The 20,152-nt window shown below is 41.5% G+C and carries 14 protein-coding genes, 10 tRNA genes and 3 rRNA genes; 3 read left to right on the top strand and 24 right to left on the bottom strand.

The genetic code is table 11. The features are described 5' to 3' along the window. Positions 1 to 13 precede the first annotated feature (13 nt). Positions 14 to 577, bottom strand: a complete 564-nt coding sequence (sigW, locus tag LG329_RS11295; protein ID WP_404450915.1) for an RNA polymerase sigma factor SigW — start codon at positions 575 to 577, stop codon at positions 14 to 16. Positions 578 to 781: 204 nt separating this feature from the next. Between sigW and LG329_RS11290 the strand changes: the two genes are divergently transcribed. Next, complete coding sequence (locus tag LG329_RS11290) at positions 782 to 940, top strand: aspartyl-phosphate phosphatase Spo0E family protein (RefSeq protein ID WP_404450914.1); 159 nt, start codon at positions 782 to 784, stop codon at positions 938 to 940. Positions 941 to 1,037: 97 nt separating this feature from the next. On the opposite strand, the gene rocF is transcribed toward LG329_RS11290, so the two are convergent. The 20 genes from rocF to LG329_RS11190 form a co-directional block, all read right to left on the bottom strand. Then, complete coding sequence (gene rocF / locus LG329_RS11285) at positions 1,038 to 1,937, bottom strand: arginase (RefSeq protein WP_404450913.1); 900 nt, start codon at positions 1,935 to 1,937, stop codon at positions 1,038 to 1,040. Positions 1,938 to 2,233: 296 nt separating this feature from the next. Further along, on the bottom strand, positions 2,234 to 3,343 hold the full coding sequence (locus LG329_RS11280) for a phosphomevalonate kinase (RefSeq protein WP_404450912.1): 1,110 nt from the start codon (positions 3,341 to 3,343) through the stop codon (positions 2,234 to 2,236). Between the two features lie 6 nt (positions 3,344 to 3,349). Continuing rightward, on the bottom strand, positions 3,350 to 4,327 hold the full coding sequence (gene mvaD / locus LG329_RS11275; protein WP_404450910.1) for a diphosphomevalonate decarboxylase: 978 nt from the start codon (positions 4,325 to 4,327) through the stop codon (positions 3,350 to 3,352). Between the two features lie 186 nt (positions 4,328 to 4,513). After that, positions 4,514 to 5,476 (bottom strand): mevalonate kinase, encoded by a 963-nt coding sequence (gene mvk, locus LG329_RS11270; RefSeq protein WP_404450909.1) that lies wholly within the window; start codon positions 5,474 to 5,476, stop codon positions 4,514 to 4,516. Beyond that, positions 5,473 to 6,762, bottom strand: a complete 1,290-nt coding sequence (locus LG329_RS11265; RefSeq protein WP_404450908.1) for a hydroxymethylglutaryl-CoA reductase, degradative — start codon at positions 6,760 to 6,762, stop codon at positions 5,473 to 5,475. Before LG329_RS11265 ends, mvk begins: the two co-directional genes overlap by 4 nt. Before the next feature lie 203 nt (positions 6,763 to 6,965). Beyond that, positions 6,966 to 7,038 (bottom strand) — tRNA-Lys (locus tag LG329_RS11260). A gap of 69 nt (positions 7,039 to 7,107) precedes the next feature. Next, positions 7,108 to 7,182: transfer RNA gene (locus LG329_RS11255), tRNA-Gln, on the bottom strand. Between the two features lie 10 nt (positions 7,183 to 7,192). Continuing rightward, a tRNA-Tyr gene (locus LG329_RS11250) sits at positions 7,193 to 7,277 on the bottom strand. Between the two features lie 38 nt (positions 7,278 to 7,315). Continuing rightward, positions 7,316 to 7,391, bottom strand: a tRNA-Thr gene (locus tag LG329_RS11245). 17 nt (positions 7,392 to 7,408) lie between these two features. Next, positions 7,409 to 7,484, bottom strand: a tRNA-Val gene (locus LG329_RS11240). Between the two features lie 7 nt (positions 7,485 to 7,491). Beyond that, positions 7,492 to 7,566: transfer RNA gene (locus tag LG329_RS11235), tRNA-Glu, on the bottom strand. Between the two features lie 592 nt (positions 7,567 to 8,158). After that, positions 8,159 to 8,329 (bottom strand): hypothetical protein, encoded by a 171-nt coding sequence (locus LG329_RS11230; RefSeq protein ID WP_404450907.1) that lies wholly within the window; start codon positions 8,327 to 8,329, stop codon positions 8,159 to 8,161. A 494-nt stretch (positions 8,330 to 8,823) separates the two neighbouring features. Then, positions 8,824 to 8,896: transfer RNA gene (locus tag LG329_RS11225), tRNA-Thr, on the bottom strand. Positions 8,897 to 8,901: 5 nt separating this feature from the next. After that, positions 8,902 to 8,976 (bottom strand) — tRNA-Asn (locus LG329_RS11220). 161 nt (positions 8,977 to 9,137) lie between these two features. Then, a 5S ribosomal RNA gene (gene rrf / locus LG329_RS11215) occupies positions 9,138 to 9,253 on the bottom strand. A gap of 79 nt (positions 9,254 to 9,332) precedes the next feature. After that, positions 9,333 to 12,253: ribosomal RNA gene (locus tag LG329_RS11210) — 23S ribosomal RNA — on the bottom strand. Between the two features lie 74 nt (positions 12,254 to 12,327). Further along, positions 12,328 to 12,400: transfer RNA gene (locus LG329_RS11205), tRNA-Ala, on the bottom strand. Between the two features lie 14 nt (positions 12,401 to 12,414). Next, positions 12,415 to 12,491, bottom strand: a tRNA-Ile gene (locus LG329_RS11200). 171 nt (positions 12,492 to 12,662) lie between these two features. After that, positions 12,663 to 14,228: ribosomal RNA gene (locus LG329_RS11195) — 16S ribosomal RNA — on the bottom strand. Together the 16S, 23S and 5S rRNA genes with 4 tRNA genes alongside form the textbook arrangement of a ribosomal RNA operon. Before the next feature lie 826 nt (positions 14,229 to 15,054). Beyond that, positions 15,055 to 15,276, bottom strand: a complete 222-nt coding sequence (locus LG329_RS11190) for a hypothetical protein (RefSeq protein ID WP_404456628.1) — start codon at positions 15,274 to 15,276, stop codon at positions 15,055 to 15,057. 324 nt (positions 15,277 to 15,600) lie between these two features. Between LG329_RS11190 and pdaB the strand changes: the two genes are divergently transcribed. Beyond that, on the top strand, positions 15,601 to 16,362 hold the full coding sequence (gene pdaB / locus LG329_RS11185; RefSeq protein ID WP_404450906.1) for a polysaccharide deacetylase family sporulation protein PdaB: 762 nt from the start codon (positions 15,601 to 15,603) through the stop codon (positions 16,360 to 16,362). Between the two features lie 235 nt (positions 16,363 to 16,597). On the opposite strand, the gene LG329_RS11180 is transcribed toward pdaB, so the two are convergent. Beyond that, positions 16,598 to 17,224, bottom strand: a complete 627-nt coding sequence (locus LG329_RS11180; protein WP_404450905.1) for a KinB-signaling pathway activation protein — start codon at positions 17,222 to 17,224, stop codon at positions 16,598 to 16,600. A 169-nt stretch (positions 17,225 to 17,393) separates the two neighbouring features. Between LG329_RS11180 and gerD the strand changes: the two genes are divergently transcribed. Next, a complete protein-coding gene (gene gerD / locus LG329_RS11175; protein WP_404450904.1) occupies positions 17,394 to 18,029 on the top strand; it encodes a spore germination lipoprotein GerD in 636 nt (211 codons plus the stop codon). A 151-nt stretch (positions 18,030 to 18,180) separates the two neighbouring features. Here the strand turns inward: gerD and LG329_RS11170 are convergent, their stop codons facing one another. Beyond that, complete coding sequence (locus LG329_RS11170) at positions 18,181 to 19,239, bottom strand: P-loop NTPase (RefSeq protein WP_404450902.1); 1,059 nt, start codon at positions 19,237 to 19,239, stop codon at positions 18,181 to 18,183. A 123-nt stretch (positions 19,240 to 19,362) separates the two neighbouring features. Further along, positions 19,363 to 20,088, bottom strand: a complete 726-nt coding sequence (gene cwlD / locus LG329_RS11165) for an N-acetylmuramoyl-L-alanine amidase CwlD (RefSeq protein ID WP_404450901.1) — start codon at positions 20,086 to 20,088, stop codon at positions 19,363 to 19,365. Positions 20,089 to 20,152 lie beyond the last annotated feature (64 nt).

Raw genomic sequence — 20,152 nt, 5'->3', positions numbered from 1 at the left:
TGCTCACACTCCTTTACACGTGACGAAGCTTCTTCCTTAAAGCTTCCCTTCCCCGATGAATCCTCGTTTTAACGGTTCCCAAAGGGATATCTAAGATGTCGCTTATTTCCTGTAGGGAAAACTCTTCTAAATATCGCAAAATTATAATCGATCGATACTTAGGTGGGAGCTCTGAGATTTCATGATGAATATAGCTCTTTAGCTCAAGGTTTTCTACTTCCTCTTCTGGCAAAATATTATCTGATTCAAGTTGGGAGTACATGTTCAGTCCATCAGCACCCTTAATCTCTGCATCAAGATAATAATCTGGCTTTCGTTTTCGTACTCGATCGATGGTTAAATTCGTCGCGATACGGTACAGCCATGTTGAAAATTTTCGATTTATATCATACGAATCAATATTCATGTATGCCCGAATAAAAGCCTCTTGCGCTATATCCTCCGCCTCGTGCGCATTACCAAGCATTCGGTAACAATGCTGGTAAATTTTATGTTGATAAAAAGTGACCACATCTTCAAATGCAGCTTGATCACCTTTTTTCACTTGTTTTATTTTTTCTTTAATTATTAAATCCATAGCAAGTACCTCCGCTATTGGTGCGGTATTTATGTTACGAAATGAACCAAGAAAAGGTTTCATAAATAAAAAAATAATTTTTTAGCAAAGTGCAATTAAGGCTTTCGCCATTAAAGCTTGGCGATAAGCCAAGTTTTCTAATGTTTATAATTTCAAATATATGGGTATTTCTTAGTATAGTATACTAGATTGGGGGAAGGTTTTGTGGATAATTACAATTTATTGAAAAAAATTGAACAATGTCGAAATGAAATGATTACTTTGAGTTATTCCCATGACTATACTTCTGACGCAGTTGTAAAATCTAGTAAGCGGTTGGATTCACTCCTTAATACCTACCATAAGACAGTGAAAAGTGCTTAATTGAAGCACTCACCTGTGTGAAATCATACATAAAGAGACAGTGACATCCAAAAGGAAATTCACTGTCTCTTTTATTCATTTTATCACAGATTGATTATTATTTTAATGTTTCACCGAATAATGCACTAATCAAGTTTGCGGCTACAATGCCTGTTTTATTTTTATCATCAAGTAACGGATTTACTTCAACAAATTCAGCAGAAGTAAGTACGTCCGCGTCGTGTAATAATTCCATCGCAATACGTGTTTCACGGTACGATGGCCCTCCAACAACTGGCGTTCCAACACCAGGCGTCTCGCTAGGATCTAATCCATCTAAATCTAAGCTTAAATGAATACCATCTGTGCGCTCTTTAAGGTAAGCAATCGTTTCTTGAATAACAGCTTCCATTCCTAGTTCATCAACTTCACGCATTGAATATACTTTAATTCCGCGTTCCTTGATAAGTTCTTTTTCACCAGGGTCTAAATCACGAGCACCAATGATTACTAAGTTCTCAGGTTTAACTTTCGGTTCTGCACCGTGAACGGATGTAAGTTTATCATGACCAATTCCCAGACTAGCAGCAAGTGGCATACCGTGAATGTTCCCTGATGGTGATGTTGCACTGTCATTTAAATCTCCATGTGCATCATACCAAATGACACCTAGATTTTCATAATGCTTACTAATCCCAGCTAGACTTCCAATAGCCATACTGTGATCTCCACCAAATAATAATGGGAAACGTTTATCCGCTACTACATCATCCGCTTTTTCAGCAAGAATTGTAGATGCATCAATAATGGATTGCAGATTTAACAGGTTATCCTCACGTTGCTCTTCACCACCTGCAGAGCCTACTTTTATATCTCCTAAGTCTTCCACATCATGTTGTAAACGCTTTAATTTTTCAACAACACCAGCATGACGGATCGCGTCCGGTCCAAGATCTGTTCCTGGACGAGGTTGTCCCAAATGCATTGGAACTCCAATAATCGAAATGTTTTTCTTCATAGTTGAAACCTCCTCTACTCTATAGTTTAACGAAAAGTCAGGTAATGACTCAACTGGACATAATAATGTCTAAAAATACCATGGGATGTAGAAGGGTTTATCGACTCCGGCGAAATTTTACGTTTCATCGGCGAACTGACCTTAAGACCTTCCGGACCGATCTTCCAAACCAGATAAGATTAGCTTTAAAGCGATTATCAAGGTTGTAAATGCAGCCAGTGGAACTAATACTACCCACTTAATAAATTCTCCCCTTATATTAATAGTATTCAAAAAAAATCAAGTACCAGTCTCGGTTAAGAGACAGTACTTGATTTCGCGCCGTCAGGATACACGCTAAGTGATAATGGCTTAATTCCGGCTTCTTCCCATTCTTGTATAACCTGGTTCACTTTTTCCTTACTAGGAAGAAATGCAATTCCGCAATCTCCTCCACCAGCACCGGAAGGCTTACCTGCACCACCATTCTGTTCTGCGATATCAGATAATGTTTTTAGTAGTAACGTTTCAATATCCGCTTCTGCACGCTTGCCTAACAGAGCTAACGCTTTTCTATTTGAAGCTATACCATTAGATATTTGCTTACTTTCATTTGATTCAATTCCTTGTATGATCATTTTCACAGCATTAGATGACTGCTCAATAAACTGATTATACAAGCCCGATTTATGAACTTTTAATACATTAATTTTTTTAATAAAATCTTTTGTAGAAGCTGGGTTACCTGTCCAGCCGATCATCATTTGAATATCTTTCGGTAATCCCACAGCTTTAACAGAAAAATACGGCCAATCCTGTTCAACCATTTCTGTTATCGATGTTGCGTTTCCGGTTCTCTCTAGTAACCATTCCGCTTGAAAGGATGTATATGTCAACATCCCACCAAATGATGAAGCTGCAACATCTGCACCAGAACCACTTCCTTGCGACTGAACATGTGCAATTGCTGCCAGTTTAAAAAGAAGTGTAGGAGTACAAGGTATCTCATGTTTTTCAATAATTGCTTTAACCACTGCTGTAACAACCGCTGCGCTTGAACCTAATCCGTACTTAATTCCGGATTCATCATCCAATTCACTAGTAACGGAAAGATCGAAATTTGTAAAGGTTTGTCCCTGCTCGATTATATAACGATATGCTATGTTCATTGCATTTTCAACAAAATTTACACGTTTGTCATTTGTTGCAATATGTATGTTTTCATTCTTAAAGTTCCATGATAAGTTTTCGAGGTTTAATTTTGGAAGGGATACATGACTTTCGCTACTGGATGTAATTTTGGCATAAACAAAACGATCAACAGCCATTACTATTGATCGTTGATAGGCTTCTAATATAGCATATTCTCCTGCAATCATCAGTTTACCTGGAACCTTTATGGTCAATGTTGTATTCGTCACTATCATCATCCCCTATTTATAGGTGATTCCCTGACCTGAACGACTTAAAATCACGTTCGTTACACCAGGTATGTTGAGGAGTGTTTGTTGAACAACCTCTTCGTTTTCCGGTTGGTAAAGAACCTTTACGTTTGGACCAGCATCAATAGTAAAATAAGCAGCAATTCCTTTTGCACGAAGTGATTGAACTGTTTGCATGACCGTTAGAGTTGTATCATGCCAATAGGTAAAAGGCGGGTTTGCACCTAACGTCGTTGCATGCATCTTTTGGCAGTTTGCTTCGGCAATTTCACCCATCTTTTCAAAATCACGGGCATGAATAGCTGCTTTTATTTGCGTTAAGTCTGTTGGGATATTATCTACCCAGCCGGAATAAAATGGTGAAGTTTCTACTGTCCGTTTCATTCCCTCACGACTTGAAACCTTTTTCATGTCAGAGGATAAAACAACAGCCGCTACCCGTACATCCCAATGATCTTGTGGAGCAATGTGGACAGCATAGGAATCAGATCCATCATCCTCTGCACCCTTTTCCCACTCTACAAAACCACCGTATATAGAACGACAGGCTGAACCGGATCCTTGTCTTGTAAGACGAGATAATGTAGGTTCATCAATTTGTAAATCAAGTGCACGTGTTGCCGCTGCTGCAAGTGCTGCGAAACCTGACGCTGATGAAGCAAACCCTGCTGCGGTTGGAACTGCATTTGTTGAGCGAATTTCTGCAAACAAATTAGGAATATCCGCAAAATTTCTTATAAGTTCAAGAAAATTTGAGACCTTTGTATACTGATCGCCCACAATTAGTTCATTGTCTAGATAGAATATATCCTCATCAAGGTCATGGTTAAACGTAACCGTTGTTTCCGTATAAAAAGCATCTAAAGTTAAAGAAAGACTATTATTCATTGGTAAAATCAACGACTCATCGCGCTTTCCCCAATATTTAATTAAGGCAATGTTGGTATGTGCCTTTGCCGTTGCTTTCATCCATAATCCCCATTTCTACTTATAATACTTGTTCAAAAAGGAGGATAAAAAGGACCAAGAAGTTCGAGGCAGCGTAGCTTTGAGTAGCGGAACGTATGCAATTTAATACGTGAGCAACGGAAAAGCAAGCTAACGAAGAAATTCGATGTGTCATTTTTACCGGACTTTTTGAACATCCACTAAAATTTACTTTTGTTTACGCAATACAAATGGCCATACTGCATGGGCACCAAAACTTTTCAGCCTTTCACACAGCTGTTTAGAATGCGCCTCATTGCGAGCTAAGGCAATAATACATCCACCATTTCCGCCACCTGTTAATTTAGCGCCAAGAGCACCCTCTTGACGGGCAACATAAATAAGCCTGTTTAGTCCTGCATCACTTACCCCAAGTGCTTCTAGCTCTTTTTGTGCTTCATTTAATGTTTTTCCTAAAAGCTGTTTACTAGCTTTTTCAAGAGCTCTTCTTGCTTGATGAGTTATGTCACCTATTCGATCAAGGCTAGCTTGAATTCTTCTAGGTGCAGACTTAAGTAGATCCGCAACTGATTCAACTGCTAATCGCGTATCCCCTTTTCGACCCGAATCTGCTACAACAAAGTGGAAATCAGTTTTAGGCTTAATAAAGTGGAATGGAAGATCCTTCTCATACCAAACGGGTGATTCTGATGTAATCGTTAGCGTATCGATTCCACTAGGTGCGCCATGTGCATAAGTTTCGGAAATGTTTGCTAGCATTAACAGTTCTTCTTCTGAAAGCTCTTTGTCAGCATGCGCAAATAAAGACCGGACAACAGCGATTGCAACTGATGCACTCGATCCAAGACCTTTGCCTGGTGGTATGGAAGACTTGATACGGATCAAAAGGTCACTGTGGGGCATTTCTAAATGATCTAATGATGCTTTAACACAGTTAATTAACCCGTCTAATGCATCTGGAGCCTTGTTAATCGGACCATGGTAAAACGTACTATCTATTTTTACTGCACCTGGAACATTTTCTACTAAGGCTTCTATCCCAACCAAAGGGAATGGAATAGCTATCGCTGGCTGTCCGTGTACAACCGCATGTTCACCAATTAGAATTAACTTACTATGAGCTATACCTATAGCTGTTTGTTCTGAAGTTGTTGCCTTTTCTACACTCATCTTCTACTCTTTTCCACCAATTCTTTAGCTTTCCCGACACGGATTTCTTTTTCATTTATTAATTGTTCAGCAATGATATCAATCAGCTCTCCTTTAGCCCCTGCTGCCATCGCAACAGAGCGAGAATGTAAAGCCATATGACCTTTTTGAATACCATCCGTCACTAAAGCTTTTAAAGCACCTAAATTTTGTGCTAGTCCTACTGATACAATAACCTGCGCTAATTCTTGGGCAGATTCTACATCTAACATCCTATGCGCTAGTTGTGAAATTGGGTGTACACGAATCGAACCACCAACTGTTCCGACAGACATAGGTAACTCAAGTTCACCAACTAGATTACCTTTATCATCAACATACCATTCTGTCATCGAACTATACTTGCCAAATCGTGCTGCATAAGCATGAGCTCCTGCCTCAACTGCACGCCAATCATTTCCCGTTGCAATTACAATTGGGTCAATCCCATTCATGATTCCTTTATTGTGCGTAACTGCACGATATGGATCAGATGCAGCAAATTCATAAGCATGTACAACCCCATCACGGACTTCTTCACCAGAATAATCACCAGTCTCTAGTAGTTCAGGTGGTATTACACATTTAGAACGCGCCATACATCTGTCAGCTAAATTAGAAAGAATACGTAAATAAACTTTTCCTTTTGTTAAATCTTCTACAACTGGAGCAAGTGCTTCGACCATTGTATTAATGATATTGGCACCCATTGCATCACATGTATTAATATACAAGTGTAATACAAGCATTTGACCATATTTTGAACCTGAATCATCATTTATTATGCGTACTTCTAAATCCTGTGCTCCGCCACCTCTAGCGACGATACTTGGATAGGCTGCATTAGCTCCCTCTAGAAGCATATCTTTCTCTTTCAAAAGTGCTTCTTTGGCTAAATTAAGATCAGGACATCCAACTACTTGAATCTGGCCGATCATAACTCTGTCCGTAGCCTCTGTTGTAAATCCGCCTGCATTGCGAACAATCTTTGCAATATAGCTGGCAGATGCCACAACAGATGGTTCCTCAATGGCCATCGGTACTATATATTCTTTCCCGTTTATAAGGAAGTTTAATCCCGCACCTAATGGCAACTGAAAAGTTCCTATAACATTTTCTATCATATTATCTGCCGTATCAAGTGATAATGGATTAGTTGATAACAGATGAGCTGTTTCTTCTTCCGTAAAACCAGCCTGCTCAGCAAGCAACATTCTACGATCCTCTACAGTCATATTATAAAAGCCAGGAATTCTAGAAGTATTCATACAAAAATCATCCTTTTTTGTGTATCAATATATAAACAATTATTATTGTATTTTTGGTTATCGCATTAAATTTTACTCTATCTATTATGTAAAAAAATAGCGCAAAATGCAAATAAACAAGGTTGTTTATTTTCATAACGACCTTGTTCACCTGCAATTATACTATGTATTATGTCTCAATGCTAGAATTTTAATTAAAGTGATGAGCCATGAAGGATTCGAACCTTCGACCCTCTGATTAAAAGTCAGATGCTCTACCAACTGAGCTAATGGCTCTTTACATACAAAAACCACGTTTTTATCGTGGTAAAGTTGATACACAAGGTGATCAATATAAGTTATAAATGGCTGGGCTACCAGGATTCGAACCTGGGAATGACAGGATCAAAACCTGCTGCCTTACCGCTTGGCTATAGCCCAATATAATTGATGGTGGAGGGGGGCAGATTCGAACTGCCGAACCCTGAGGGAGCGGATTTACAGTCCGCCGCGTTTAGCCACTTCGCTACCCCTCCATATAATTACCACATTTCCAAATGTTATACATAAAAAATGGTGCCGGCCAGAGGACTTGAACCCCCAACCTACTGATTACAAGTCAGTTGCTCTACCAGTTGAGCTAGGCCGGCATAGTTTAAATAATAAATGGTGGAGGATGCAGGGCTCGAACCTGCGACCCCCTGCTTGTAAGGCAGGTGCTCTCCCAGCTGAGCTAATCCTCCACATTAATGGTGACCCGTACGGGATTCGAACCCGTGATACCGCCGTGAAAGGGCGGTGTCTTAACCACTTGACCAACGGGCCTAGAGTTATTTTCAACGTTAAAATTTTATGTAATACTGTCGAAAACCAACGAATTTTATTATATACAGTTTCTCTCTCTTTGTAAAGGGAAAATCGACATTTTAATCAATTTTTTTAACGAAATGTAAAACATTAATTTTTAACATACGATTTTTAGTCTTCACAAATGGAAAGATATTATTCTGATTGGTAGTAGAATCAGAAGAAACTTAGTTATTCTAGTCCAGGTTTCAATCTTAATACAGTTATTTTGACCATACCATGTAAATTATAGACAACCAAAGAGAGTAAGCATTTATCAGAGGATAACCATCCTTTGTAGAGCGTTGTAGCAAAAAGACCTGGCAAAGGCAACAAAGTATTATTTATCTCGCGAGACACAGTGGACGCTATCTTAAATGATTATGAAAAGCACTTCACTAATTGATTCAACTAGTGAAGTGCTTTTTTTACTAGGAAAGAAAGTATAAAATCTGTCTAGCTCCAGCGCCTAGCCCCTCGAGGTTTTAAGTCAAATCTCTTTGTGATAAAAATCATCACTAAGAGATTCGTCTTAAACTTGTCGGGGCTGACCAAGGCGCTTGCGCTTTTCTTATGAGGATATAATTGCAACAAACCAAATGATGGCCACGGTTGGCACTGACATATAAAGTGCCCGTGCTGGCTTAAAATTTTGTTTTTTGATCAGATATAAAGCTAATAATACCTCAAAAACCGTTACAACTATAGCAATAATTATTAGTATTGGAATATCATTTCCCATTTCATAACCCCCTATTTATTCTGTATTTCCTATAGTCAAAATAAATCATTACATTTCGCTCTATTTGATATTATATCCTATAGTTGGAAATTTTTCTTGATCCTCCATAAATCTTCACATCTTTTAATATGAGGAACACTAGGCACCCCAATCCGAATTTTCCTTTCTATAATGGGTACATAGCTAAAAAAAGATAACTGGATTGTATGTATCGCCCGATTTGCATTTAATAACCGCCAATCAATAAAGATATCGGCTGTTTTTCCAATTTAACCTCCGTTATAAAAAATCATCTGCCAATTATAAAAAATAACCGCCAAAATCAAAATATATCGGTCAATTTGTAAATATATCCGCCGATTGCAATATCCTTAATTCAATATAACTAACTAAACTATCTTCGGCACGTCAGAATTATACTTTTCTCCCTTTTATTAAAACAAAAAATGCCTAAACTCTTATTTACATAAAAAGTTTAGGCATTGACTATTAAGAGCTTCCAATCGGATTTGAACCGATGACCCCCACCTTACCATGGTGGTGCTCTACCGACTGAGCTATGGAAGCATATATGGCTCCACAGGTAGGATTCGAACCTACGACCGATCGGTTAACAGCCGATAGCTCTACCACTGAGCTACTGTGGAATAATCTAAAGTAGTATATCATAGTAATATAATCTTGTTTGGGCCTGCTCGTCACCAAGAGCGTTCCTCGCACAAAAAGACTTGCTCGTTACCAAGAGCGTTCCTCGCATAAATAGACTTGCTCGTCACACAAAGTCAATATAAAAATATATAAAAAAACTGCCTGGCGGCGTCCTACTCTTGCAGGGACAAAGTCCCAACTACCATCGGCGCTGGAGAGCTTAACTACTGTGTTCGGCATGGGAACAGGTGTGACTTCTCCGCTATTACTACCAGACAATTTCATGTAAGAAAAAGGTATAATTTATACCCTAAAAACTAAATAAGAGCGCTATAGACACGTACATCATAATTTGTTAGTTAAGTCCTCGATCGATTAGTATTCGTCAGCTCCACGTGTCACCACGCTTCCACCTCGAACCTATCAACCTCATCGTCTCTGAGGGATCTTACTCACTCGAAGTGATGGGAAGTCTCATCTTGAGGGGGGCTTCATGCTTAGATGCTTTCAGCACTTATCCTTTCCACACGTAGCTACCCAGCTATGCTCCTGGCGGAACAACTGGTACACCAGCGGTGTGTCCATCCCGGTCCTCTCGTACTAAGGACAGCTCCTCTCAAACTTCCAACGCCCACGACGGATAGGGACCGAACTGTCTCACGACGTTCTGAACCCAGCTCGCGTACCGCTTTAATGGGCGAACAGCCCAACCCTTGGGACCGACTACAGCCCCAGGATGCGATGAGCCGACATCGAGGTGCCAAACCTCCCCGTCGATGTGAACTCTTGGGGGAGATAAGCCTGTTATCCCCGGGGTAGCTTTTATCCGTTGAGCGATGGCCCTTCCATGCGGAACCACCGGATCACTAAGCCCGACTTTCGTCCCTGCTCGACTTGTAGGTCTCGCAGTCAAGCTCCCTTATGCCTTTACACTCTGCGAATGATTTCCAACCATTCTGAGGGAACCTTTGGGCGCCTCCGTTACTCTTTGGGAGGCGACCGCCCCAGTCAAACTGCCCGCCTGACACTGTCTCCGAACCGGATTACGGTCCTGGGTTAGAATGTCCGTACAGCCAGGGTGGTATCCCACGGATGCCTCCACCGAAGCTAGCGCTCCGGTTTCTAAGGCTCCCACCTATCCTGTACAAGCTGTACCAACATTCAATATCAGGCTACAGTAAAGCTCCACGGGGTCTTTCCGTCCTGTCGCGGGTAATGCGCATCTTCACGCATAGTATAATTTCACCGGGTCTCTCGTTGAGACAGTGCCCAAGTCGTTGCACCTTTCGTGCGGGTCGGAACTTACCCGACAAGGAATTTCGCTACCTTAGGACCGTTATAGTTACGGCCGCCGTTTACTGGGGCTTCGGTTCTAAGCTTCGCACCCGAAGGTGCTAACCTTTCCCCTTAACCTTCCAGCACCGGGCAGGTGTCAGCCCCTATACTTCGCCTTTCGGCTTCGCAGAGACCTGTGTTTTTGCTAAACAGTCGCTTGGGCCTATTCACTGCGGCTCCTCCTTAAAAGGAGCACCCCTTCTCCCGAAGTTACGGGGTCATTTTGCCGAGTTCCTTAACGAGAGTTCTCCCGATCACCTTAGGATACTCTCCTCGCCTACCTGTGTCGGTTTGCGGTACGGGCACCTATGAACTCACTAGAGGCTTTTCTTGGCAGTGTGAAATCCAGAACTTCGGTACTATAGTTCCCTCCCCATCACAGCTCAGAATTGTTGGACGGATTTGCCAATCCAACTCCCTTGCTGCTTGGGCGCACATTTCCAATCGTGCGCATTCCTTATCCTACTGCGTCCCCCCATCGCTCAAACATTCATGAGGTGGTACAGGAATATCTACCTGTTGTCCATCGCCTACGCCTTTCGGCCTCGGCTTAGGTCCCGACTAACCCTGAGCGGACGAGCCTTCCTCAGGAAACCTTAGGCTTTCGGTGAAAGAGATTCTCACTCTTTTTTCGCTACTCATACCGGCATTCTCACTTCGAAGCGCTCCACCAGTCCTCACGGTCTGACTTCACAGCACTTCGAACGCTCTCCTACCATTGTTCTAAGAACAATCCGCAGCTTCGGTGATACGTTTAGCCCCGGTACATTTTCGGCGCAGAGTCACTCGACCAGTGAGCTATTACGCACTCTTTAAATGGTGGCTGCTTCTAAGCCAACATCCTGGTTGTCTGGGCAACTCCACATCCTTTTCCACTTAACGTATACTTTGGGACCTTAGCTGGCGGTCTGGGCTGTTTCCCTTTCGACTATGAACCTTATCACCCATAGTCTGACTCCCAACTTAACGTAGCTGGCATTCGGAGTTTGACTGAATTCGGTAACCCGGTGAGGGCCCCTAGTCCAATCAGTGCTCTACCTCCAGTACGCATATGTTGAGGCTAGCCCTAAAGCTATTTCGGAGAGAACCAGCTATCTCCGTGTTCGATTGGCATTTCACCCCTACCCACACCTCATCCCCGCATTTTTCAACATACGTGGGTTCGGGCCTCCAGTCAGTGTTACCTGACCTTCACCCTGGACATGGGTAGATCACACGGTTTCGGGTCTACGACCGCATACTATTTCGCCCTATTCAGACTCGCTTTCGCTGCGGCTCCGTGTCTTCCACTTAACCTCGCATACGATCGTAACTCGCCGGTCCATTCTACAAAAGGTACGCCGTCACCCATTAACGGGCTTCGACTACTTGTAAGCGCACGGTTTCAGGATCTATTTCACTCCCCTTCCGGGGTGCTTTTCACCTTTCCCTCACGGTACTGGTTCACTATCGGTCACTAGGGAGTATTTAGCCTTGGGAGATGGTCCTCCCGGATTCCGACGGGATTTCTCGTGTCCCGCCGTACTCAGGATACACTCCGGAGGAAACTCTTTTTCGATTACAGGGCTCTTACCCGCTATGGCTGATCGTTCCAGATCGATTCGTCTAAAGAATTTCTTTGTAACTCCAAAGGAGTGTCCTACAACCCCAGAAAGCAAGCTTTCTGGTTTGGGCTGATTCCGTTTCGCTCGCCGCTACTCAGGAAATCGCATTTGCTTTCTCTTCCTCCGGGTACTGAGATGTTTCAGTTCCCCGGGTCTGCCTCACATACCCTATGTATTCAGATATGCGTACTGCTCCATTACGAACAGTGGGTTTCCCCATTCGGAAATCCTCGGATCGAAGTTTACTTACAACTCCCCGAGGCATATCGGTGTTAGTCCCGTCCTTCGTCGGCTCCTAGTGCCAAGGCATCCACCGTGCGCCCTTCTTCACTTAACTATCTTTATGATTAAGAACTTACGTTTTTGATGTCGTTGTCTATCTTGCTCTTATTTAGTTTTCAAGGTACAAAATGGAGCCTAGCGGGATCGAACCGCTGACCTCCTGCGTGCAAGGCAGGCGCTCTCCCAGCTGAGCTAAGGCCCCGTATAAATTATAGATGGTGGGCCTGAGTGGACTCGAACCACCGACCTCACGCTTATCAGGCGTGCGCTCTAACCAGCTGAGCTACAGGCCCATCTATATTATAAGTATAGAAGGAAAATTAATCCCTCAAAACTGAACAAACAACCTTATATGTCAAGGCCTACCAATGGCAGGTCTTATCGATGACGACAAGCGTCACCGATCTTCCGTTAAACAGTACGGCTTCAGCTACGAATAGCTTCCGCTTTCTGTTTTTCCTTAGAAAGGAGGTGATCCAGCCGCACCTTCCGATACGGCTACCTTGTTACGACTTCACCCCAATCATTGGCCCCACCTTCGGCGGCTGGCTCCATAAAGGTTACCTCACCGACTTCGGGTGTTGCCAACTCTCGTGGTGTGACGGGCGGTGTGTACAAGGCCCGGGAACGTATTCACCGCGGCATGCTGATCCGCGATTACTAGCGATTCCGGCTTCATGTAGGCGAGTTGCAGCCTACAATCCGAACTGAGAATGGTTTTATGGGATTTGCTACACCTCGCGGCTTCGCTTCCCTTTGTTCCATCCATTGTAGCACGTGTGTAGCCCAGGTCATAAGGGGCATGATGATTTGACGTCATCCCCACCTTCCTCCGGTTTGTCACCGGCAGTCACCTTAGAGTGCCCAACTAAATGCTGGCAACTAAGATCAAGGGTTGCGCTCGTTGCGGGACTTAACCCAACATCTCACGACACGAGCTGACGACAACCATGCACCACCTGTCACTCTGTCCCCGAAGGGAACACGATATCTCTATCGCTATCAGAGGATGTCAAGACCTGGTAAGGTTCTTCGCGTTGCTTCGAATTAAACCACATGCTCCACCGCTTGTGCGGGCCCCCGTCAATTCTTTTGAGTTTCAGCCTTGCGGCCGTACTCCCCAGGCGGAGTGCTTAATGCGTTAACTTCAGCACTAAGGGGCGGAAACCCCCTAACACCTAGCACTCATCGTTTACGGCGTGGACTACCAGGGTATCTAATCCTGTTCGCTCCCCACGCTTTCGCTCCTCAGCGTCAGTTACAGACCAGAGAGTCGCCTTCGCCACTGGTGTTCCTCCACATCTCTACGCATTTCACCGCTACACGTGGAATTCCACTCTCCTCTTCTGTACTCAAGTCCTCCAGTTTCCAATGACCCTCCACGGTTAAGCCGTGGGCTTTCACATCAGACTTAAAAGACCGCCTGCGAGCGCTTTACGCCCAATAATTCCGGACAACGCTTGCCCCCTACGTATTACCGCGGCTGCTGGCACGTAGTTAGCCGGGGCTTTCTGGTTAGGTACCGTCAAGGCACCGCCCTATTCGAACGGTACTTGTTCTTCCCTAACAACAGAGTTTTACGATCCGAAAACCTTCATCACTCACGCGGCGTTGCTCCGTCAGACTTTCGTCCATTGCGGAAGATTCCCTACTGCTGCCTCCCGTAGGAGTCTGGGCCGTGTCTCAGTCCCAGTGTGGCCGATCACCCTCTCAGGTCGGCTACGCATCGTCGCCTTGGTAGGCCATTACCCCACCAACTAGCTAATGCGCCGCGGGCCCATCTGTAAGTGACAGCAAAAGCCGCCTTTCAACTTTCTACCATGTGATAAAAAGTGTTATTCGGTATTAGCTCCGGTTTCCCGGGGTTATCCCAATCTTACAGGTAGGTTGCCCACGTGTTACTCACCCGTCCGCCGCTCGTTCCACAAGCTCACGCCCCGAAGGGCGATTGCTTGCTTCCCGCGCTCGACTTGCATGTATTAGGCACGCCGCCAGCGTTCGTCCTGAGCCAAGATCAAACTCTCCAAAAAAGTTTGAATAGAATCAACACCAATCGATTCTATCAATTGTCTTAGCTTTGTTTCGTTACTTGACATACTTGGTTGTTTGTTCAGTTTTCAAGGAGCAATTCATCCTTTGTCGTTTTTGGCGACAAGATATAATTTACCATGCATACGATTTTTTGTCAACAGATTTTTAAAATCAATTAAAAACTTTTTCATAAGAACTAGACTTATTTATAAATCTTGCTGACAACAAGAAATAATATAGCATATTATAAACACAATTTCAACACAATCCACAAAAAAACACCAAAACATTTTATTGTTTTTAAATGACTAGACAGGTTCCGATTCACTTCTCCTTATGCGGTCAACAGTAGAAAACCTTGGTTTTCCGCCAACATTTAATGCCAAGAGCCTTTTATTTATACCGGTAAATTTATTTTCTGAACAAAAGCAAAAGCGCCCGTTTAGTGACGTATGGATTGTGCCCACGCAACGTTGGTAGTTCGATGTTGCCACGCAAAGTGGCGGTTTTAATCGAACTTCCTTCATTCTTTTGAGATAAAGGAAACACGGTAAGCGTACGCGGTTAAGGACGTTCGACTATGTCGAACTGTTATCGTAAGGAGGTAAAGGAAATCCAATAGTCACTGGGAGCTGGACGTGGCTCTACATGGTGACCAAAATAATCAATGTTAATATTTAATACATTCTTTACTTGTTAAAAAACTCGGCTTATCGCCAAGCCTTAGTTGCACTTATGCGATAAGAAAGGATTTATACTAAATAAAAACTAGTAGGGGCTTTATCATAACAAGCCCCTACTAGTTTCTTTAAGTCATCCATATTCTTATTGATTGTTTGAGCGCTTTGGCATATATTTTAAACATTCTTTTTCGCTAGCAACTCGACGAAATAACTGGAATAAAAGTGAATATCTTTCCCTCATTGTTCGTTTTACCACCTGATCAATTCGATGATCTTCCAAATCCATCAGCAATTCTTCCATTTCGCGTTTTACAAGATATTCAATTTCCTTTTGTTCCATATCATTAATTAATAATCCTAACATTACTTTCACCTCGAACCTTCTAAAGCTAATTAGCTATTTATTTACCCAGTATTTTTCTAATTATGATTTATCTGTATGTAACACATTAATTCGTAAAAAATGTAGAATTAAGTCGGTTGATCAATCGTCTATCATAATAATCCACACTAAGCACCTTAATTAGATGTCATTCATAATTATTTTACTTATTCCCCAATTTCCCATCTTTTCATCCTTTTTCATCATTATTTTTATTTTCTTATCTCCCCTATATATTAATTAGCTTGTTCATATTATCCATTCTCATTCATAGACTAGTTACAAGAGTAAATGGGGGGTTTTGATATGGGTTATTTTTATGCATGGCACTTTTCAAAGTGGAAAAGGTTTCTTTATATTGTTTTATTTGCATTAATTGCTAGCGTGGTTATTTGGTCTGAAAGTACTGGTAGCTTTTCTGTATTTTCATCATCAGACGAACCCGCAGCCTTTGTAAAAGGGAACTCAAAAGAAAATGACATCGCGTTAACATTTAACATCAGCTGGGGAGAGAAAAAGGTATTTGATATTCTAAAACAATTGGAAAACCATGATGTACAAGCTACCTTCTTTGTAAGTGGAGAATGGGCTGAACGACATCCTGACATACTTGAAAAAATCAAAGAAAACAATCATGAGCTCGGGATGCTTGGATACCGTTATAAAAGTTACCTCGAACAAGAAATTGATAAGGTGAAAAAAGACATACTGTATGCTAAAGAGATTTTTAAAAAGCTGGGATATGAAAAAATCACATTAATGCGAGCGCCAAGTGGTCACATTAACAAGGAAATTATTAAGTTAGCTGAAGAACAAGGTTTAAAAGTTGTCCATTGGAGAGTGGATGCAGATGACTGGGAAAATCCCGGCACACAAAAAATTGTGGATACTATTATGAAGGAAACGTCAAACGGGGATGTTATTTTACTTCATGCTTCAGATTCCGTAAAACAAACAGCTAAAGCTCTCGAAACAATTTTACCAGGACTTAAAGAGAAAGGATTTCAGTTTGTTTCCGTTTCAGAACTTTACAACCAAGCACACTCCAAATCAAAACTCGCTGAATAAAAAAAGGTGGAGGCGACTGTTCAGAAGCAGACGCATAAGCAAGGAACCGAAGAACGCAAGGACTTATGCGTTCGAAGTGTTCATTGCTTATGACGGCAACTTCTAGGAGCCGCAGCTAGAATAAAAAAAGGTGGAGGCGACTGATCTGGGGTGACACACATAAGCAAGAATCCAGAACTAGACAGACAAAAGCACAAGGAAATTCTACGATCGAAGCTCCTTGTGCTTTTCTTTTTTATGCTTTATTTGATTTAGATTTAGGATTCTCTTTCTGATCACTGTTTGTCAATCGGTGCAATACCAATAATTGGTATGTATTACAAACAAGTAATGGAATAATCATTAACCATGCATAATCCGTTCCACTTGTTCTAAGACCTGGCACCCATTCAACCGCTGTCATAACAACCATTAAAAATAATGCTGGTATAAATGCACGTTGATTGGTTTGTTTCGCTTTAATTTTTGCAATAACCAATCCATATACTAAAATTGCAGCAGACATTAAAATATATGCCATTAATGACCCTTCACCGTCTGTGGAAGTGTATGGAAAATAAACCAAATCAAATACAACGAATGCAATTAATAGCACCTGAACGGTTGGCCAAAACGAACGGAAAAAGCCTAATCCAAATTGGTTAATAAATAAATAAGCAAAAAAGCCCGTTTGACTCACTAAACTAAAAACAAGCCCTAATCCAAAGCAGAAAAGAACTACACCTAATAATCCAAATAAATCAATCGGATTCAATACTCTTATATAGTCCTCGGTTTTCACAAAAAAACTGGTTATCAGACCAGCTAATCCCCCAAGAATTAAAGTTTTTAAAAATAAACCTACCCATTTACGACTATTCACTATCATATCCTCCTGCCAAAATAAAGACATATTCACTGTTTCAATTATCATTTCATTTAAATTACAGTCCTCCGTATTTTACCATGAAAGCAAGCTTTTTTCCTTAATGAAGTGCATATTTTTCCGCTTTTCCTCGCATATTAACCTTGAGAGGAAGGAGGATTAGAAGATGCTTCGGTTGTTTTTTGTATTATTTATATCTCTTTCTTGTTTAACACTTGGCGCTTGCACAAATGAGAGCGCAGCAAGTAAAGAGGTTGATTATGATCAAACGAAAAAAATGGTTGTTGATATATTACAAACAGATGATGGAAAAAAGGCTTTACAAAAAGTTTTAAAAGATGAAAAAATGAAGGAAAGTTTAGTCATCGACGCTGATGTTGTGAAAAATTCCATTAATAGTGTACTTTCCTCTGAAAAAGGTAAACAAATGTGGACAAAGCTCTTTGAGGATCCTAAATTTGTGGAAACTTATGCAAAGTCAATGGCAGAACAACATAAAAAGTTAATAAAAAAATTAATGAACGATGCGGAATATCAAAAGCAAATGCTTGAATTACTACAAAACCCTGAGATTAATGAACAAATGCTTGAAGTGTTAAAAAGTCAGAAATTCACCGCACACTTGGAGGAGACAATCCAAAAAACTTTGGCAACCCCTTTATTCCAAGCTAAAATTCAAGAGATCCTGTTAAAAGCCGCTTCTGAACAGCAGAAGAGTAAGGAAGGTGGAGAAAAACAAAAAGGTGGCAGTGAGGAAAAAGGTAAAGGCAGCGCTGGTGGTGGTGGAGGCGAAAGTAAATAAATTTAGGACAAAGGAATGCGTCTTTGCCCCCAACAAGCTTAATTCAAGCCTATATGATGCTTTTTGGCTTGAACTAATCCAATGGGTGCTGGAGCTAAAACAGAAATGGTCCAAATACAAAGAGGTGACTAATTTTAGCCACCTCTTATTTTTATTCCTCTACCTTTGCAACAATTTTTGCAGCAATTTTATGGTACTCTTTTCCAAGCGGGTGATCCTCTTGATAGATTGAAGGAGCAAAAACATCCTCTTCTTCATACGGTTGTTGTAATGGAAGCTGCCCAAGTACTTTCGTTTTCAATACATCAGCAAGCTTTTGACCCCCACCTTGTCCGAAAACATATTCCTTCTCACCCGTTTTCTTACTTTCAAAATAGGCCATGTTTTCTACAACACCAAGAATTTCATGGTCCGTTTTTAATGCCATTTGTCCAGCGCGAGCCGCTACGAATGCTGCAGTTGGATGTGGCGTTGTTACGATAACCTCTTTACATGTTGGAAGCATTTCGTGAACATCCATTGCGATGTCACCAGTACCCGGTGGTAAATCAAGTAAAAGATAATCTAGGTCGCCCCATTCTACCTCCTTGAAAAAGCTGCTAAGCATCTTCCCGAGCATTGGTCCACGCCAAATAATAGGAGAGTTGTCCTCCACAAAAAAGCCCATTGAAATAACCTTAATACCAAATCGTTCCACTGGTATGATTTTTTCACCACGTACAGCAGGACGATTTTCTACACCCATCATATCAGGGATACTAAATCCGTAAATATCCGCATCGATAATACCTACTTTTTTGCCTAGGCGCATTAGAGACATTGCAAGGTTAGTTGTTACTGTAGATTTACCTACTCCACCTTTACCACTTGCAATAGCAATAAATTTCGTTCCTTTACTGCCACCCATCAAGGATGCTTCTTGCTCCTCCTCAACAGCAGGCTGATATTTTTTTATTATCTCTTCTGGTAATTCTTCAAAACGAAGTCCAACTGTTGTAACGCCGTTTTTCTTTAAAATACCCACAATTTCTTGTTGTAATTGCATCTGTTCAGCGGTATTTGTTTTTCCAATACCAATTTTTACACTGACATGCTTTTTCTCTTCTTTTATATTGATTTCTTTCACGCCGCCAGTTTCTTCTAGTGTTCTATGTAAAAATGGATCCTTTACAGGGTTGAGTAGTTGTATAATTTCCTCGTTCGTTAACAAAATGCGTCACCTTCCCTTTACAAGCATTGACGAATTACTCTCGTCATAATAAATATACAACGCTAGTATAACATAAATGACGTAAAATCTAAGTATTAAAGCGTATAGGGAAGATTCTTCCTGCTAGTCATCTTCATCTTTCTCAATATCCTCTGTAACATAACGTAAGATTCCATTATAGACGCTTGCTGCCATTTTTTCTTGATAATCCGTCTCTTTTAATAATTCACGTTCTCGTTCATTTGATAAAAACCCAATCTCAACTAAGGCACCCGGAGCATTCGCATGCTTTAACAAGTACATCCCCGTTAACGGCAACGCTGTTCGATCTGTATTTCCAAGGTTACGAATGATTTCAGCTTGAATCATTTTTGCTAGATGTTCACTCTTATCTGATTTAGGATAATAAAACGTCTGTGCGCCGCTCCATTTAGTTGAAGGTAACGCATTTAAATGAATCGAGAGAAAAAAGTCTGCCTCTTTATCCTCAATTATTTGAAGACGGTTACGTAAATCCTCAGCTTTTCGTCGTGACAAGCTTTTTGTATCCGGATCTGCCAAATCCGTATCTTTTTCACGTGTCAAATAAACAATCGCACCAGTCTGCTGTAAATAACTTTGAATTTTTTTTGCTACGGTTAGTGTTATCCCTTTTTCTAAGGTTTTATCCTTCCCAACTGCCCCGCCATCAGGCCCCCCGTGTCCCGGATCAAGGACAATCGTTTTTCCTGCAAGCGGTAATGACCATGAGCTCCATGTACTTACTGGACTACCTACTGGTTGTTGAATCAATATAATTAACAATACTAGTCCGAAGCACCAAATCATCACATTTCCAAGTCGTTTCATTCATCTCGCCCCTTATCATCTGCTTTCACTATTGTATGGGACAAGATAACCATATATGCCACTT

This window comes from Virgibacillus necropolis (genome assembly GCF_044793635.1).
In the GTDB taxonomy this organism is placed as follows: domain Bacteria; phylum Bacillota; class Bacilli; order Bacillales; family Amphibacillaceae; genus Virgibacillus_F; species Virgibacillus_F necropolis_A.
The sequence above is the reverse complement of the archived record's forward strand: the minus strand, read 5'-3'. Positions and strand labels throughout refer to the sequence as shown.

What these genes read in the sequence shown, in the direction of transcription:
- gerD (WP_404450904.1), top strand. Translation starts at nt 17,394, where the DNA reads ATGCTTCGGTTGTTTTTTGTATTATTTATATCTCTTTCTTGTTTAACA.
- LG329_RS11280 (WP_404450912.1), bottom strand. Translation starts at nt 3,343, where the DNA reads ATGATAGTGACGAATACAACATTGACCATAAAGGTTCCAGGTAAACTG.
- LG329_RS11265 (WP_404450908.1), bottom strand. Translation starts at nt 6,762, where the DNA reads ATGAATACTTCTAGAATTCCTGGCTTTTATAATATGACTGTAGAGGAT.
- sigW (WP_404450915.1), bottom strand. Translation starts at nt 577, where the DNA reads ATGGATTTAATAATTAAAGAAAAAATAAAACAAGTGAAAAAAGGTGAT.
- mvk (WP_404450909.1), bottom strand. Translation starts at nt 5,476, where the DNA reads ATGAGTGTAGAAAAGGCAACAACTTCAGAACAAACAGCTATAGGTATA.
- LG329_RS11230 (WP_404450907.1), bottom strand. Translation starts at nt 8,329, where the DNA reads ATGGGAAATGATATTCCAATACTAATAATTATTGCTATAGTTGTAACG.
- rocF (WP_404450913.1), bottom strand. Translation starts at nt 1,937, where the DNA reads ATGAAGAAAAACATTTCGATTATTGGAGTTCCAATGCATTTGGGACAA.
- mvaD (WP_404450910.1), bottom strand. Translation starts at nt 4,327, where the DNA reads ATGAAAGCAACGGCAAAGGCACATACCAACATTGCCTTAATTAAATAT.
- pdaB (WP_404450906.1), top strand. Translation starts at nt 15,601, where the DNA reads ATGGGTTATTTTTATGCATGGCACTTTTCAAAGTGGAAAAGGTTTCTT.
- cwlD (WP_404450901.1), bottom strand. Translation starts at nt 20,088, where the DNA reads ATGAAACGACTTGGAAATGTGATGATTTGGTGCTTCGGACTAGTATTG.
- LG329_RS11190 (WP_404456628.1), bottom strand. Translation starts at nt 15,276, where the DNA reads ATGTTAGGATTATTAATTAATGATATGGAACAAAAGGAAATTGAATAT.